Below are 14,661 nucleotides of genomic sequence, written 5' to 3' on the forward strand. Positions count from 1 at the left end.
GTGATATCAGGGTTACCCGTGCCGGTTTACCAATGGCCGTATTACCAATGAAAGTCGGCCGCGTTGTCGGCAGTCACCAGCGTGACGTCGATCGGCACCTCGCTGGGGGATTCTTCACCGCGGTACTTCTTCACGGCCAGTTCCAGCGCCTGGGTGACCATGGTGGCCGGGTGCTGGGCGGCGATCGCGATCAGCGGCGAGTTGGGCTGTTGCATGGCCTTGACCGCTTCCGGGTTGCCGTCAACGCTTGCCAGTTTCACGTCATTGCCGGAGGACTGAATGGCGACCAGTGCGCCGAGTGAGCCCACGTCGTTGACGCTGAAGATGCCGGCGAGATCCGGATGGGCCTGCAGCAGGTTCTCGGTCACGTTCATGGCGGTGGAGCGCTCCTGATGGCCGTTTTGCTTGTCGACCACCTTGATGCCGTCAAACTCGCCGAGCGCCTTTTCACACCCCTCAACGCGCTGGAGGATCGGCACAACCGGGATACCGTCAAGAATGGCGATCTTGCCCTTGCCGCCGAGCTGTTCGCCCATGTAGTGACAGGCCTTGTAGCCGGCATCGAAGTTCTTTGAACCGACGAAGCCATCGATCGGGCCTTCGGCCTGGGCATCAACGGCCACGACCGGCACGCCGGCATCATGGGCAGACAGCACCGCCGACTGAATGCCGACCGAGTCGGTGGGGTTGAGCAGCAGGATATCGACGCCGCGTTGGAGCATGTCCTCGACATCGTTGATCTGCTTGGAGATGTCGTGGCGGGCATCAGTGAACACGAGCTTCGCGCCCATGTCGTCGGCGGCTTCCTGCAGCGCGCGCTGCATGGTCACGAAATAGACGTTGTTGAGCTCCTGAAAGGACATGCCGATGACGAGCTCGTCGTCGGGCTTGTCATGGGCCTTGTCGGCGGCACTGGCCAGCGGAATTGTGGTGGCGGCCAGCAGCGTCGTGACAAGGGCGGCGCCCAGAAGGCCTTTAGCGCTTGGAATCGTGATGGGCATGGTGTTTTCCCGGCTGATCATGAAGGCATGGCACGCGCCATGGGCGATCAACAACGCTGGCAGCGTCCCTTCATGTCACCGGTCCACCGGCTGGACGCATCAATGTTAACGTTGTCATTTGGTATTTAGCGTCGTTTTGCGCGTACAGGCAATTCGCCTTTGGGTGATTGGACCAAGGTCTGCAGGGCAGGTGCTGTGGCAATGTGTCAGGGTAGCGCCACGCCATTATCAGGAGCCGTCATGAGCGCCTATTACCTGGGAATCGATGTGGGGTCGGCCAGCGTCAGGGCCGGCGTGTTCGATGCGCGCGGATGCTGTCTGGCACAGGCCGCCTGCGAGATTGCGCAGTACCGGCCACGTCCCGGATTTGTCGAGCAGTCCAGCGACAATATCTGGTCGCAGTGCGTGACTGCCGTGCGCGAGGCCGTGAGCAAGGCCGGCATTGATGGTGAGGCGGTGCGGGCGATCGGATTCGATGCCACCTGTTCGCTGGTGGCGCTGGGTGAGCAGGGCGCGCCGGTGTCGGTCTCCCCTGATAACGATGATGACCACAACATCGTCATGTGGATGGACCATCGCGCCATTGAGGAAGCGCGCGAGATTGCGGCTACCGGCCACCCTTCGCTCAAGTACATCGGCGGGCAGGTCAGCCCGGAGCTGGAGCTGCCGAAGCTTTTATGGCTGTGTCGCCAGCGCCCGGATCAGTTCGAGCGTGCCGCGCTCTTTCTTGATCTGGCCGATTTCATGGTGGCGCGCGCCATCGGTGATCTGGACGGTGCCCATGAGCCGGAGCGCAGTGTGTGCACGCAGGTGTGCAAGTGGCTTTATCTTGCCCACGAAGGTCGCTGGCCCGAGGACCTGCTCGAACGGCTCGGGCTCGATGAGCTGATGTCGCGCCCGGCCATGCAGGGCGAGATTCGCGCCCCGGGCTCTCGGGCCGGCACGCTCTCACCGGAGGCGGCCGAGGCGATGGGACTGTCGCCTGAAACCGTGGTTGCTACCGGGCTGATCGATGCCCACGCCGGAGCGCTGGGCATGCTGGGCGATGATCCGGAGGGTAGTCTGGCCGTGATCGCCGGAACGTCGGCCTGTCATATTGCCTTCTCGCATGATTCCTGTTTCGTGCCTGGGGTATGGGGGCCGTACTGGGGCGCGGTGCTGCCGGATGGCTGGATCAACGAGGGCGGGCAGAGTGCTGTCGGGGCGCTGATCGATCACGTGATTGCCGACAGTAGGGCGAGTGAGGCGCTGATGACTGCGGCAGACGCGGCCGAGATCAGCCATTTCGAGCTGCTCAATCGCCGGCTGGACGCACTGGAGGAGGAGAGCCGTGACGAGCTGACCCGGCATCTGCACGTGCTGGACTACCACCACGGCAATCGATCGCCGCTGGCGGATGCCTCGCTGACCGGGATGATCAGCGGACTGACGCTTGATCGTGATATCGACGGTCTGGCGGTGCGCTATCTCGCCACGCTGCAGGCCGTCTGCCTGGGCACGCGTCATATTGTCGAGACGCTCAACGCCAACGGCCATGCCATCAAGCGGCTGCGCCTGTGCGGCGGGGCGCTCAAGAACGCGCGCTGGCTGAAGGAGTTAAGCGATACCACCGGGCTTGCCATCGAGCTGCCCGAGGAGCGCGAGACGGTGCTGTTGGGTAGTGCGATGCTGGCCGCTACCGCCTGTGGTGATCACCCGGGGCTTCGCCAGGCGGCCGCGGCGATGAGCGCGACGGCCCGTACCATCCTGCCGGACATGACCCGGCAGAATTTTTTCGACGCCAAATACCGGGTCTATCGCCAGATGCACGCCGATCAGCTGCGCTATCGCGAGCTCATGAATACGCGCTGATCAAAATGCTGACAAGGGCATCGGCGCGCCGTCAGGCGTCTGACGGCGCGTTGCCGGCCAGCACCTTGCGCAGAAAACTGCGGGTGCGCTCATCACGCGGGTTGGTGAAAAGCTCAGACGGCGGCGCCTGTTCGACGATGCGACCGCCCTCCATGAACACGACCTGATCGGCCACTTCACGGGCAAACTGCATTTCGTGGGTGACCACGATCATGGTCTGCTGCTCGGCGGCGAGCTGTTTCATCAGGGCCAGTACTTCCTCGACCCACTCCGGGTCCAGCGCCGAGGTCGGCTCGTCAAATAAAATGACCTCGGCCTTCGCCGCCATGGCGCGGCCGATGCCGATGCGCTGCTGCTGTCCGCCGGAGAGCGCCGCCGGGTAAGCGTCGGCCTTGTCGGCCAGTCCAATGCGCTCGAGGATCTCGCGGGCGCGGGCATGCGCCTCACGCTTTGAAAGCCCTTCGACCACGATCATGCGCTCGGCAATATTTTCCAGCGCCGTCTTGTGCGCAAACAGCGCATAGTTTTGAAACACGAAGGCCGTGCGCCGGCGCAGACCGAGGATGTCGTCGCTGGTGGCGCGGGCGGCGTCCACGCTCAGATCGCCGACGGTCAGCTGCCCGGCATCGGGGCGCTCGAGGAAGTTAACGCAGCGCAGCAGGGTCGACTTGCCGGTGCCGGACGGGCCGATGACCACGATGATTTCGCCACGCGCAAGCGACAGGTCGATCCCGTCGAGCACGGTATGCTCGCCAAAGCGTTTGGTGATGCCCTTGAGTGCAATCATCGCTGGTAGGCCCGGTTAAGACGTTTTTCCAGCCGCTTCTGACACCAGGACAGCGCCTCGACAATGATCCAGTAGATCAACGCCACGACCAGGAAGGCCTCGAAGTAGAGAAAGCTGCTGGCGGCTTCCTTCTGCGTGGCGCCCATCAGCTCGGTCACGCCCAGCGTAAATGCCAGCGACGTCGACTTGATCATGTCGATGAAGTAGTTCATCAGCGTGGGTGTGGCCACGCGCGTGGCCTGAGGCAGAATGATGCGGCGCATGGTCTGGGCATTGGTCATGCCGATCGACTGGGCCGCCTCGGTCTGGCTGCGATCAATGCCGGTGATGGCGGCGCGAATTGACTCGGCCATGTAGGCCGAAAAATGCAGTGTCAGCCCCATGATGGTCGCCGTGACGCCGTTGATGGAGACCAGGAAGGAGAGAAACTGCGGTAACCCGTAATAGAACAAAAAGAGCTGTACCAGCAGCGGGGTGCCGCGGAAAAACGAGATAAAAAGCTGTGCGGCCTGATTGAGCACCGGCAGGCGCGAGACGCGAATGACGGCCAGTCCACAGGACAGTATCAGGGCACAGACCATGCCCGCGGCGGCCATGCCCAGCGTCAGCGGAAGATAGCCCAGCAGGACGGGCACCAGCCCGACCATGTAATCAAGGTTGAGTGCTTGCATGGCGATGCGCTTTAAAACGAGCGGCCCGCGTCAACAGTGTGCGCGCCACCCTGGGGTGAAAAACAAAATGCCCCGGACATGCCGGGGCCATTGGGTTGAGCATAGCGCCGATCAGGTGGTGCTGCCGGTCTTTTCCGACCCTTCAGTCTGCGGGGCTTCGGTGATGTCGCTGTTGAACCATTTCTCGGAAATTGCCTTGAGCTCGCCGTTGTCACGCAGGGTCTCGAGCGCCTTGTTCACGCGGTCGCGCTGGGCAATGCCCTTGTCATCGTTGCGAAACGGCAGGGCGTTTTCAATCTTCGAGAAGGGCTGGCCGGCAAGCTGCAGGGGCAGCGGCTTGTCCTTGATCACCTGGGCGGCGCTGGTGCGATCCATGACGAAGGCATCGGCGCGGCCCAGCGCCACGTCCTGCTCGATGTTGGACTCATAGGTCTTGAGGTTGATCTCATCGGCGTAGGGCAGCTCCTTGAGCAGGGTCTCGTAGTTCGAGCCCAGGTTCATGATCACTGTCTTGCCCTTGAGATCCTCGACGCCGTGAATGTCGTTATTGCCCTTTTTGACCACCACCTGCGCACCGTCATAGACGTAGGGCTCGGAGAAGGCGTATTTGGCCTGACGCTCCGGTGTGATGGTGATCTGATTGGCGATGGTATCGATACGGCCGGAGTCCAGCATGCCGGCCAGGCCCGAGAAGCTGGCGGTGACGAACTTGATGTCATCACCGGTCTGCTGGCCGATGGCGTTGAGCACGTCCACTTCAAAGCCCTGAAGCTTGTCATGATCCACGAAGGTAAAGGGATAGTAGCCGCCGGACATGCCCACACGCAGGGTGTCGGCCTGAGCAGCTGTCGCGGCGCCCAGCAGGGTCGTCAGCCCCAGTGAGGTAATGGCAAGCGTTCTGGCCAGTGTTTTAAACGCTGTCATGTGATGCTCCTTTAAAAGCGAATGCGCCTTCGGGCGCCGAATACGCGTAGCGTACCGCAACCTTCCTTAAAGGAATAAGAAAAAGTTTTTATATGCGAAGGGGTTTTTAACTATGGTGCAGGCGTCTGCCGCGCTCGGGCGGCAGCGTCCGGACAGGGCCGGTAGCGGTAAAGGAACGCTTGCGCCTTAAAACGAGGCCAGGCTGGGGTCGGCTTCGTTGTCGAGCTGGTTGGCCAGCACCATCTCGATGAAATCCGCGATGATGTCCTGCACCTTGTCCTGAGTGAGATCGCCACACGAAATCCAGGATTCGCCCTGCTCTTCATGGCGGTGATGTCGCATGAAACTTCGGTCAATGCGCAGGCCGTCATGATCGGCGTCATGGCTGATGCGTAGATGATTGAAGTTGGTAAAGCCTCGTTTCATCGTGACGTGCTGCACCGGCAGCAGATGAAACTCGACGGCCTCGATCTCGCGGAAGTTCGACTCGTTCTCACAGTGCACGTGAATCTCGCTGGCGTAGTGATTGCCGGCAGCGATATCGCGCGCCCACTCCATGGCAGGGATCAGAATGCTCTGGGCAATCTCGTCAAAGCCTGCCGGCTCTTCAGGGTCAGCATCATTGGCCTGTTCCTGGACGGATTGAGGACGCAGGGAATTCTGGCTGCTGACCTGCTGCTGATAGTGTTTGAATACACGGTTCAGGTCTTTCATGTTCCTCTGCCTTCAGTGCACCGCGCAGGCGGTTCGGATGTCTGATCAGGAAGTGAGGGGAGATGCCGGGGTCAAACGAGTCAAGACGTATGGAAAGGGTACTGATAGCCCCTTTCATGGCGTAGGGCGCCATGGCGCAAGGAGACGTTCAGGCATTGATATCACGCTTTGAAACGAGAGGCTACCTTCAATATCCCTGCTGTTCCTTAACCCAGGTTATCAACCTGTGCAGTCTTTAAAAACAATAAAGCGTTGCGAACCAGAGAGATGGCGGAAACATGGCGGCATGTCAGGTCATTGCTATATCACTTCATGAAGGAGAGCTGCATGAAACTATTGCGCTTCGGGCCGAAGGGCCTCGAAAAACCGGGTCTGGTCGCCGCGGATGGTAGCCTGCGGGATCTGTCCGGTCACGTGGACGACATCGCCGGTGACGCACTCTTGCCCGACCAGCTCGCCAGCCTCTCACGGCTGGACGTCGATGCCCTGCCGATCGTGGCATCAAACGCGCGCATTGGCCCCTGCGTGGGCAGGGTCGGCAAGTTCATCTGTATCGGCCTGAACTACGCCGATCACGCCGCCGAAACCGGGTCCGAGCTGCCGGCGGAGCCTGTAGTGTTCAACAAGTGGACCAGTGCGATCTGCGGGCCCAATGATGACATCGAGATTCCCCGTGATTCTCGCAGCACCGACTGGGAGGTCGAGCTTGGCGTCGTGATTGGCACACCGGGGCGCTACATTGATCAGGCCGATGCCATGAGTCACGTGGCCGGCTACTGCGTCATCAACGACATCTCCGAGCGTGAATTTCAGCTCGAGCGCAGCGGGACGTGGGACAAGGGCAAGGGCTGCGATACCTTCGGCCCGCTGGGCCCCTGGCTGGTGACGGCCGATGAGATTAAAGACCCGGGCAATCTTGCCATGTGGCTGGAAGTGGATGGGCACCGCTATCAGAACGGCTCGACCAGCACCATGGTCTTCGGCGTCGCTCATCTGGTGGCGTATCTCAGTCGTTTCATGAGCCTGCAGGCCGGTGACGTCATCTCGACCGGCACCCCGCCGGGAGTGGGCATGGGACAAAACCCAAAGGTCTATCTGCGTCCCGGCCAGACCATGCGCCTGGGCATCGAGGGGCTTGGCGAGCAGTTTCAGCGCACCGTGCAGGCCTGATCAAACGCGTTGAACGTTACTGGACTGAACAGAGCGCTCTTTTGACAGGAGCGTTCTTATGACCAGTCGTACTCAAGCCAGTGCTTGAGCTGCTCATCAAATGCGCCGCTTTCCCTGAGCTGGTGCAGCCATTGATCGACAAAGAGCTTGAGATCCATGTCCCTTGGCAGCAGAACGGCCTTTTCGGAGAAATTGAACGGCTGGTCGGGGTGAATGGCGCACAGCTCGGGATGGAGATTGGCCTGCAGGCGCGTCTCGATGGCATCGGTCATCATCAGGTCTGCTTTGCCCTGCACAATCTGGTCGAAGATGGTGACGTTGTCCGGATGGTCGACAATCGTGGCCTTGTTCAGGTGCTCACGCGCAAACCGCTCGTTGGTGCCACCAGGATTGACGATGACCCGCACGCCGGGCTGGTCGATCTGCTCAAGCGTTTGATAGTCGTTTTGGTGATCACACAGGGCAATGGGCGTTTTGCCATCGCGCTGGTAGGGCGCCGAGAACCAGGCTGTCTTTTGGCGATCAAGATTGACCGAAATACCGCTCATGGCGATGTCAAAGCGATGGTTTTGATAGTCCTGCATCAGGGTGGGCCAGCTGGTCGGTACCAGCTCGAGCTTCACACCCAGCGCTCGGGCCAGGTCGGCGGCCAGGTCCGGATCAAGGCCGATAAAGCGGTTGTCACCAGTGCGATAGCTGAAGGGCTTGTAGTCGCCGGTGGTACCGACCTTGAGCGTACCGCGCTCGATGATCTGATCCAGTGCGGAGGACTCGGGCGCGTTGGCGGCTTCGGCATGCGGGGCCAGGCAGACACCCAGCATCAGGGCCAGCGCCGCAACCCATAAAATGGTGGCCACCAGCGCTGAAGAGAGACGACGCTCCGGCAGGGTGCGGGCATGGGTACGCAGCAGTCGAACCATGAAATGTTCCATTGCAGAGGATATCCGGCCACAAATACCGGACAGGCAGTGTGTTATGAGACACCAGAACGTATGTCGCCGCGGGAGGGTACGCTGATTGTGCCCTGATGGCGACCCTGCCTGGGCCAAAGGCGAATGCCTCACTGATTACCGTGTTCAAGCGATGTATTGCCGTGTTCAAGGTCGGTGACGGGCGCGGGCGAGCGTTATGTCGCGACGGTTTTACCCGGATTCCTCGGTCGGTGACCTGTCCGTGTATCCACAGGCATCCATCTACAACAGGAGAGGCGCCATACAGGAATTTGATATCTCACAGTGTTTGCCGAAGGACTATGAAGAGGCTGCCCTGATGCGCTATCTCAATCGTTGAGTCCTTCCGGGACGTTCAAACGAAAAGGCCGCCCTTCGCTGTTGCAGGGCGGCCTTTTCGATTCAGGGATGCTCTTGCCTCACCCGGAACTCGACCTCTTCACCGTTTTCCGAGCAGCTGCCGATCTGTACCCGGAAAAGCCCGGGCTCCTGGACGCCTTCCAACTCGGCGTTCAAAAAGCCGCGCATTTCGGGGGTGACGTGGAAAACCACTTCCCGGCATTCGCCCGGAGAAAGCTGGAGGCGCTGGAAGTCCTTGAGCTCACGCAGCGGGCGCACGACGCTGGCGTGTACGTCCTGCAGATAGAGCTGAATGACCTCGGTGCCTTCAACACCGCCGGTGTTGGTTAGCGTGAGGCTCACCTTGAGGGTGTCATCGAGCGCAATCTCCGAGCACGAGGTCTTGAGCGCACCGTATTCGAACGTGGTGTAGGACAGCCCGAAGCCGAAGGGGTAGAGCGGGGCGTTGGGAATATCCAGATACTGCGAGGCGTATTTCGGGTCGACGCCCTTGGGGCGGCCGGTGTTGAAGGCGTTGTAGTAGATCGGGATCTGGCCAACGCTTGCCGGGAAGCTCATCGGCAGTTTTCCGGCGGGATTCACGTCGCCAAACAGCACATCGGCCACGGCATTGCCGGCTTCAGTGCCCGGCCACCAGGCCTCCAGAATGGCCGGTGCCATGTCATCGAGTTCAGTCAGCGCCAGCGGCCGGCCGTTGAACAGCACCGTGGCCACAGGCGTGTCACCGGCGGTTTCCAGTACCCGGCGGGCCAGTTCGAGCTGCGCACCGGGCAGGCCGATGTCGGCGCGGCTGGCGGCTTCGTCGGCGTAATCCTCGTCCTCGCCCAGGGCCAGCACCACGGCGTCGGCCTGACGCACCAGGTCCAGCGCATCCTCAATGCCCGAAGTGTCGTCTTCTCCGATCTGGTTGGAGGCGCCCTGCGCGTAGAGCAGGGTGGCCTCTTCCCCCAGCCGGCGGGCAATGCCTTCCCGCAGCGTGATGGTGTCATCGTGATCGCCGTTACCGCGCCAGGAGCCGAGCAGGCGCGGGGTATTGCCCAGCGGCCCGACGATGGCCACCTTGCGGTGCCGGTCACTCAGCGGCAGCACGCCCCCTTCGTTTTTCAGCAGCACCATCGACTCGCTTGCCTGCTGCCGCGCGGCGCGGCGGTGTTCATCGGTAAGCAGGCACTGCGCCTCGCGCTCGTCATCGGCGTAGCGATACGGGTCCTCGAACAGGCCCAGCGCGGCCTTGAGCCACAGGATCCGCCGCACCGCTTCATCAATGCGCGCTTCCTCGATCTGGCCGTCGTGGACCAGCGCTTCCAGGGTGTTGATGAAGTCGCTGGACTGCATGTCCATGTCGACGCCTGCGTTGACCGCCTTGCGTGACGCCTCGCTGGCATCGGCGGCCACGCCGTGCTGTTCCAGCTCCATGATCGCGGTGTAGTCGGTGACCACCATGCCCTCGAAGTGCCATTCACGGCGCAGGATCTGATCGAGCAGCAGCGGATGGCAGGTTGCCGGAATGGCGTTGAGCGTGTTGAACGCCGTCATGACGCTGGCGCAGCCCTCGTCCAGTGCGGCCTGAAAGGGCGGCAGATAGATCGAGCGCAGACGCCACTCGGACATGTCGACGGTGTTGTACTCACGCCCGGCTTCCACCGCGCCGTAGGCCGCATAGTGCTTGACGCAGGCGGCCAGCGTATCCGTGGCACCCGGGTCACGACCCTGAATGCCGCGCACCTGGGCACGCGCGATCAGCGAGGTCAAATGCGTGTCCTCACCGGCCCCCTCCATGACCCGGCCCCAGCGCGGGTCGCGGGCGATGTCCACCATCGGTGCAAACGTCCAGTGTACGCCGGAGGCGGCGCCTTCCACCGCCATGACGCGCGCGGCCTGCTCGATGCCGGCCAGGTGCCAGCTGGCGGCCTGACCCAGCGGAATCGGGAAGATGGTGCGAAAGCCATGGATGATGTCGTAACCAAAGAGCAGCGGGATGCCGAGCCGGGAGTGCTCGACAGCATGGCGTTGCAGCTCGCGGGTGAATTCGACCCCGAAGGCGTTGAAGACCGAACCGACGCGCCCGGTGCGCACATCCTCCTCGATGTCGGTATTGGCCGGGGCGCCGGTGGTGTCACGACTGCCGGCGACCTGGTTCATCTGGCCGACCTTCTCTGCCAGCGTCATCTGCTCCAACAGCGCTTCCACCTGCTGGCACAGCGCCTGATAGCGTGCCGGGCTGGTGCCAAAGGGCAGCAGCGCTTTCTGGTCTGACAACATCAAAGACATTTTACCCTCCTTTTAAACCGGGCGTTCGAAGTAGTGCACGTCAAAGAGTCCTTCATCATCACACCAGTGCGCGCGCGCCTGAAAGCCCGCGTGGCCGGCGAGTTTTTCAAAGCCTTCGCGACTGTATTTCCAGGAGTTTTCGGTGTGAATGTGCTCGCCTGCCGTCAGGGCGATGGTTTGACCGTCGAGGCTGAAGGTCTGGTCGCGCTGACTGACCAGGTGCATCTCGATGCGCGAGGCGGCTTCGTTGTAAAAGGCCAGATGCTCGAAGTCATCGGGCGATACCTCGGCGCCCAGCTCATCGCGCAGGCGATGGATCAGGTTGAGGTTGAACGCGCGCGTCACGCCCGCGGCGTCGTTATAGGCGGCTTCCAGCCGGTCGCGATCCTTGATGCGGTCCACGCCGATCAAAAGCCCGCCGCCGGGCGGCAGCTGATCATGCACCCGCACCAGCAGTTCCATGGCCTCCCGAGGCGTGAAATTGCCGATCGAGGAGCCGGGAAAGAACACCACCGGGTGAGCATCGCCTTCAAGCGTTGGCAGGCTGAACGGCGCAGTGAAATCGGCGCACAGGGCATGAACAGACAGCCACGGATAGTCATTGGCCAGGCGCTGGGTGCTTTCGAGCAGGAAATCACGTGAGATATCCACACCCACATAGTGGTGCGGGCGCAGGGCATCCAGCAGCAGGCGGATCTTGTGGGATGCGCCGCTGCCCAGCTCGATCAGGTCAATGTCCCGGCCGACACAGTCTGCGATGGCCGCCACCGAGCGCTCAAGAATGGCTTCTTCGGTGCGGGTCGGGTAGTACTCCGGCTGCTGGCAGATCCGGTCGAACAGCTCGGAGCCACGGTGATCATAAAAATGCTTGGGCGAGATCCAGCGCGGTGAATCGGTCAGCCCGAGGGTGAGCGCTTCCAGCAGGCTCTGCTCCTCCATGGGCTCTGCCAGTTGATCGTGAAACCATACCCGGTGACGGTTACTCGGAGACGAAAACGCAGAAGAGAGTGCCTGTGACATGACGGCCGTTCCTTTTTTCAAAAGCGCCAGAGCTCAGGGGTTCCGGATCGGGCCGCGCCCTGGGGGGCGGCCCGTACAGGGTCAGACATCGCGCGCCAGGCGGATGCCGGAAAAGGCCCAGCGCGCCTGAGGCGGGAAGAAGTTGCGATAGCTGGCCCGAATATGGTTTCCCGGCGTGGCACAACAGCCGCCACGCAGCACCATCTGGCCGGACATGAACTTGCCGTTGTATTCGCCAAGGCTGCCTTCCAGCGGCGTAAAGCCCGGGTAGGGCAGAAAGGCGCTGCCGGTCCACTCCCAGACATCGCCGTACAGCTGCTGTGGGGCCTGGTTTTTGTCCTGGCCCTGCCGGCGTGAGGGCGCCTGCGGCTGCAGCAGTTCGTCTTCGACAAAGTGACCGGCCAGCGGCTGGTCCACCGCGGCGGTTTCCCATTCGGCCTCGGTGGGCAGGCGAGCGCCAGCCCAGCGTGCATAGGCATCGGCCTCATAGAAGCTGACATGACAGACCGGTGCATTGAGATCGACCGGCACCAGCCCGCCCAGGCTCATGGTGTGCCAGCGCCCGTCGACCTTCTCCCAGTATTCGGGGGCCTGCCAGCCGGTCTGATGCATCAGGTGCCAGCCATCCGACAGCCACAGCTCGGTGCGCGTATAGCCGCCATCCTCGATAAATTTGAGGAACTCGGCATTGGTGACCGGACGGTCGGCCAGTTCGAACTCGGCCACGTACTGACGGTGGCGCGGCGTTTCGCTGTCAAAGACAAAGCCTTCGCCGTCGTGATCAAAGGCGGGTTCGGTGGGATAGTCCACCCCGATCTGGCGCACCCCGGCCGCATAGCGGTGCCAGCGCGGCGCATCGGGCAATGCGGCCTGGTCGGCATGGGCCAGCAGTTGCTGTCGAATGTCGTTGCGATAAATCGGATGCAGCGGATTGCAGGAGAGGATGTGCTTGATGTCCATCACCAGCAGCTCCTGATGCTGCTGCTCGTGATGCAGGCCAATCTCGAGGCGGTCGATGATCTCGTCGAGATGCTCGGGTGGTGGCGCGCTCAGAAGCCTTTCCATCTCGCGGTCGATATGGGCCCGAAACTGATAGACCTGAGCCACCGTCGGTCGCGAAATGGTGCCGCGCAGGTGGCGCGGAAACGGCTTGCCGTGGGTTTCGTAATAGGAGTTGAACAGAAAGTCATACGCCGGGTCCGGCGTTTGATAGTCCTTGAGCCAAGGCGCGAGGATAAAGGCTTCAAAGAACCAGCTGACATGGGCCAGATGCCATTTGGGCGGGCTGACATCCGCCATGCTCTGGACCATGTAGTCCTCGGTTTCGAGCGGGGCGCACAGCTTTTCACTGGCACGACGCACGTGCTGGAAGCGGCGCAGCCATTCGCGGATGTGAGCGCCGTCGGCGTTTTCAAGCGGCGCGCGGGTCGTCTGGGTCATGACGTGTCCTCACGATGGGATCGCATCAAACATTGACGCATCAAGCATTGACGCATCAAACCTTGAACAGGGGGCGGCCGGGTACTGACATCGAGTACTTGGCCGCACGTCTTCTTAGCGTAGCAATGCCTTCCCCGGGTGCCCGACTCCCTGAGGGAAAATTTGTCACGGTGGGTAAGGCGGTGCGACGTCCGGTGCGCGTCTCGCGGTGCTAGACTGCGCCTTTCTCCCGCTGTCCTGCCGGTATTTGAGCGCTCATGTCCTACACCCCACGTCTGTCCGTTTCCCTTGTGTGGCTGCTGGCCTTTGGTCTGGCCGCCCTCAATCTGCGTGCGCCGATCGTGGTCATCGGCCCGGTGCTGGAGCCGATCATGGGCGCTTTGAACATCGGTGCCGGGGCGGCCAGTCTGCTTACCACTGGCATGATCCTCTGCTTTGGGCTGCTCTCGCCGTTTGCACCCAGGCTTTCGGCCCGGCTGGGGCTTGATCGCGCCATTGCGGTGGCGCTGGTGGCGGTCGCGCTGGGCAGCGTGCTGCGCGGCGTCGAGCTTTTCCCGGTCATGCTGGTCGGGACCCTCATTGCCGGGCTTGGCATCGCCTTTGGCAACGTCTTCATGCCGAGTCTGGTCAAGCGTGATCGCGCCGACCGGCTGGGGCAGACCATGGGGCTTTATACGGTGGTGATGGGCATTGGCGCCACGCTGGCGGCGGGCACGGCGGTACCACTGTTACAGGCCAGCGGCCACTGGTCGACACCGATTCGGCTGTGGGCCGGGTTTGCGATAGTGGCGGCGCTTTGCTGGCTTTGGCTGGCCTTTCGACGGCCAGTGACGCCGCAGGCGGGCGGGCCGGTGCGCATGACGGCGCTGTTCAAAAGTCCGGTGGCCTGGATGTTGACCATTTTTATGGGCATGCAGTCGCTTGGCTTTTACACCCTGCAAACCTGGATGCCGTCCGTGGCCATCAGCGCCGGCGTCTCCAGCACGATGGCCGGCAACATGGTGTCGCTGCTCAATCTGGTGAGCATCCCGGCCAGCTACGTGATCGCCCGCATTGCCGCACGCATGCACCACCACAGCCTGCTGGTGCTGGGCATGTGTCTTTTGATCGCCACGGGGCTTTCGGGAATTTTACTGGCGCCAACGCTCTCCCCGGCGCTGTGGGCCATATTGCTCGGTGCCGGGCAGGGGGGCTGTTTCAGCTTCGCGCTGACGATGATCGTTTTGCGCACGCACAAGGCGCAGCACGCCGCGATGCTCTCCGGCATGTCGCAGAGCGTGGGCTATCTGCTTGCCGCCAGCGGGCCGCTCCTGTTCGGGGCACTCAAGGGCGCGACCGGCGGATGGGAGGTGTCGATGGGATTGTTGCTGGTGCTGCTCGGCGTTCAGACCGTGGCCGGCCTCATGGTCGGCCGACCCCGGCTGGTAGCCCTGCGCGAGGGGAGCTAGCGCAGGCGACAGGCAGACGCGGCGGCCTGTCGTGCTGGCACAGGGAGGACGCGC

13 protein-coding genes are annotated in these 14,661 nt (G+C 62.1%); 4 read left to right on the forward strand and 9 right to left on the reverse strand.

Annotated elements, in window-relative coordinates; all coding sequences use genetic code 11:
* Positions 1-41 precede the first annotated feature (41 nt).
* Entirely contained in the window at positions 42-1,001 is a 960-nt protein-coding gene (locus tag KSP9073_RS04090) for an ABC transporter substrate-binding protein (RefSeq protein ID WP_108842034.1), read from the reverse strand.
* Positions 1,002-1,241: 240 nt separating this feature from the next.
* On the opposite strand from KSP9073_RS04090, the gene KSP9073_RS04095 reads away from it, so the two are divergent.
* The gene (locus KSP9073_RS04095; RefSeq protein WP_207771400.1) at positions 1,242-2,852 is read left to right on the forward strand and encodes an FGGY-family carbohydrate kinase; all 1,611 of its coding nucleotides are present in this window, start codon (positions 1,242-1,244) and stop codon (positions 2,850-2,852) included.
* Positions 2,853-2,883: 31 nt separating this feature from the next.
* Here KSP9073_RS04095 and KSP9073_RS04100 read toward each other — a convergent pair whose 3' ends face one another.
* From KSP9073_RS04100 to KSP9073_RS04115, 4 genes are all read right to left on the reverse strand, one after another.
* The gene (locus KSP9073_RS04100; protein ID WP_108841638.1) at positions 2,884-3,639 is read right to left on the reverse strand and encodes an amino acid ABC transporter ATP-binding protein; all 756 of its coding nucleotides are present in this window, start codon (positions 3,637-3,639) and stop codon (positions 2,884-2,886) included.
* Positions 3,636-4,310 (reverse strand): amino acid ABC transporter permease, encoded by a 675-nt coding sequence (locus tag KSP9073_RS04105; protein ID WP_108841639.1) that lies wholly within the window; start codon positions 4,308-4,310, stop codon positions 3,636-3,638. Before KSP9073_RS04105 ends, KSP9073_RS04100 begins: the two co-directional genes overlap by 4 nt.
* 111 nt (positions 4,311-4,421) lie before the next feature.
* Positions 4,422-5,234 carry an amino acid ABC transporter substrate-binding protein gene (locus KSP9073_RS04110; RefSeq protein WP_108841640.1) on the reverse strand — a complete coding sequence of 271 codons (813 nt, stop codon included), beginning with the start codon at positions 5,232-5,234 and terminating at the stop codon, positions 4,422-4,424.
* Positions 5,235-5,420: 186 nt separating this feature from the next.
* A complete protein-coding gene (locus tag KSP9073_RS04115) occupies positions 5,421-5,948 on the reverse strand; it encodes a hypothetical protein (protein WP_108841641.1) in 528 nt (175 codons plus the stop codon).
* Between the two features lie 327 nt (positions 5,949-6,275).
* On the opposite strand from KSP9073_RS04115, the gene KSP9073_RS04120 reads away from it, so the two are divergent.
* Positions 6,276-7,118 carry a fumarylacetoacetate hydrolase family protein gene (locus KSP9073_RS04120; protein WP_108841642.1) on the forward strand — a complete coding sequence of 281 codons (843 nt, stop codon included), beginning with the start codon at positions 6,276-6,278 and terminating at the stop codon, positions 7,116-7,118.
* A 56-nt stretch (positions 7,119-7,174) separates the two neighbouring features.
* Here KSP9073_RS04120 and KSP9073_RS04125 read toward each other — a convergent pair whose 3' ends face one another.
* Entirely contained in the window at positions 7,175-8,038 is an 864-nt protein-coding gene (locus KSP9073_RS04125) for a transporter substrate-binding domain-containing protein (RefSeq protein ID WP_108842035.1), read from the reverse strand.
* Between the two features lie 208 nt (positions 8,039-8,246).
* On the opposite strand from KSP9073_RS04125, the gene KSP9073_RS17590 reads away from it, so the two are divergent.
* On the forward strand, positions 8,247-8,408 hold the full coding sequence (locus KSP9073_RS17590) for a hypothetical protein (protein WP_165814146.1): 162 nt from the start codon (positions 8,247-8,249) through the stop codon (positions 8,406-8,408).
* 62 nt (positions 8,409-8,470) lie between these two features.
* Here the strand turns inward: KSP9073_RS17590 and bglX are convergent, their stop codons facing one another.
* The 3 genes from bglX to egtB form a co-directional block, all read right to left on the reverse strand.
* The gene (gene bglX / locus KSP9073_RS04130) at positions 8,471-10,699 is read right to left on the reverse strand and encodes a beta-glucosidase BglX (RefSeq protein ID WP_108841643.1); all 2,229 of its coding nucleotides are present in this window, start codon (positions 10,697-10,699) and stop codon (positions 8,471-8,473) included.
* 12 nt (positions 10,700-10,711) lie between these two features.
* The gene (gene egtD / locus KSP9073_RS04135; protein ID WP_108841644.1) at positions 10,712-11,719 is read right to left on the reverse strand and encodes an L-histidine N(alpha)-methyltransferase; all 1,008 of its coding nucleotides are present in this window, start codon (positions 11,717-11,719) and stop codon (positions 10,712-10,714) included.
* Between the two features lie 81 nt (positions 11,720-11,800).
* Positions 11,801-13,159 carry an ergothioneine biosynthesis protein EgtB gene (egtB, locus tag KSP9073_RS04140; RefSeq protein ID WP_108841645.1) on the reverse strand — a complete coding sequence of 453 codons (1,359 nt, stop codon included), beginning with the start codon at positions 13,157-13,159 and terminating at the stop codon, positions 11,801-11,803.
* 257 nt (positions 13,160-13,416) lie between these two features.
* On the opposite strand from egtB, the gene KSP9073_RS04145 reads away from it, so the two are divergent.
* A complete protein-coding gene (locus tag KSP9073_RS04145; protein WP_108841646.1) occupies positions 13,417-14,607 on the forward strand; it encodes a CynX/NimT family MFS transporter in 1,191 nt (396 codons plus the stop codon).
* The last annotated feature ends 54 nt before the right edge of the window (positions 14,608-14,661 follow it).

Source organism: Kushneria phyllosphaerae, assembly GCF_900312995.1.
In the GTDB taxonomy this organism is placed as follows: Bacteria; Pseudomonadota; Gammaproteobacteria; order Pseudomonadales; family Halomonadaceae; genus Kushneria; species Kushneria phyllosphaerae.

What these genes read in the sequence shown, in the direction of transcription:
- KSP9073_RS04090 (WP_108842034.1), bottom strand. Translation starts at nt 1,001, where the DNA reads ATGCCCATCACGATTCCAAGCGCTAAAGGCCTTCTGGGCGCCGCCCTT.
- KSP9073_RS04095 (WP_207771400.1), top strand. Translation starts at nt 1,242, where the DNA reads ATGAGCGCCTATTACCTGGGAATCGATGTGGGGTCGGCCAGCGTCAGG.
- KSP9073_RS04100 (WP_108841638.1), bottom strand. Translation starts at nt 3,639, where the DNA reads ATGATTGCACTCAAGGGCATCACCAAACGCTTTGGCGAGCATACCGTG.
- KSP9073_RS04105 (WP_108841639.1), bottom strand. Translation starts at nt 4,310, where the DNA reads ATGCAAGCACTCAACCTTGATTACATGGTCGGGCTGGTGCCCGTCCTG.
- KSP9073_RS04110 (WP_108841640.1), bottom strand. Translation starts at nt 5,234, where the DNA reads ATGACAGCGTTTAAAACACTGGCCAGAACGCTTGCCATTACCTCACTG.
- KSP9073_RS04115 (WP_108841641.1), bottom strand. Translation starts at nt 5,948, where the DNA reads ATGAAAGACCTGAACCGTGTATTCAAACACTATCAGCAGCAGGTCAGC.
- KSP9073_RS04120 (WP_108841642.1), top strand. Translation starts at nt 6,276, where the DNA reads ATGAAACTATTGCGCTTCGGGCCGAAGGGCCTCGAAAAACCGGGTCTG.
- KSP9073_RS04125 (WP_108842035.1), bottom strand. Translation starts at nt 8,038, where the DNA reads ATGGTTCGACTGCTGCGTACCCATGCCCGCACCCTGCCGGAGCGTCGT.
- KSP9073_RS17590 (WP_165814146.1), top strand. Translation starts at nt 8,247, where the DNA reads ATGTCGCGACGGTTTTACCCGGATTCCTCGGTCGGTGACCTGTCCGTG.
- bglX (WP_108841643.1), bottom strand. Translation starts at nt 10,699, where the DNA reads ATGTCTTTGATGTTGTCAGACCAGAAAGCGCTGCTGCCCTTTGGCACC.
- egtD (WP_108841644.1), bottom strand. Translation starts at nt 11,719, where the DNA reads ATGTCACAGGCACTCTCTTCTGCGTTTTCGTCTCCGAGTAACCGTCAC.
- egtB (WP_108841645.1), bottom strand. Translation starts at nt 13,159, where the DNA reads ATGACCCAGACGACCCGCGCGCCGCTTGAAAACGCCGACGGCGCTCAC.
- KSP9073_RS04145 (WP_108841646.1), top strand. Translation starts at nt 13,417, where the DNA reads ATGTCCTACACCCCACGTCTGTCCGTTTCCCTTGTGTGGCTGCTGGCC.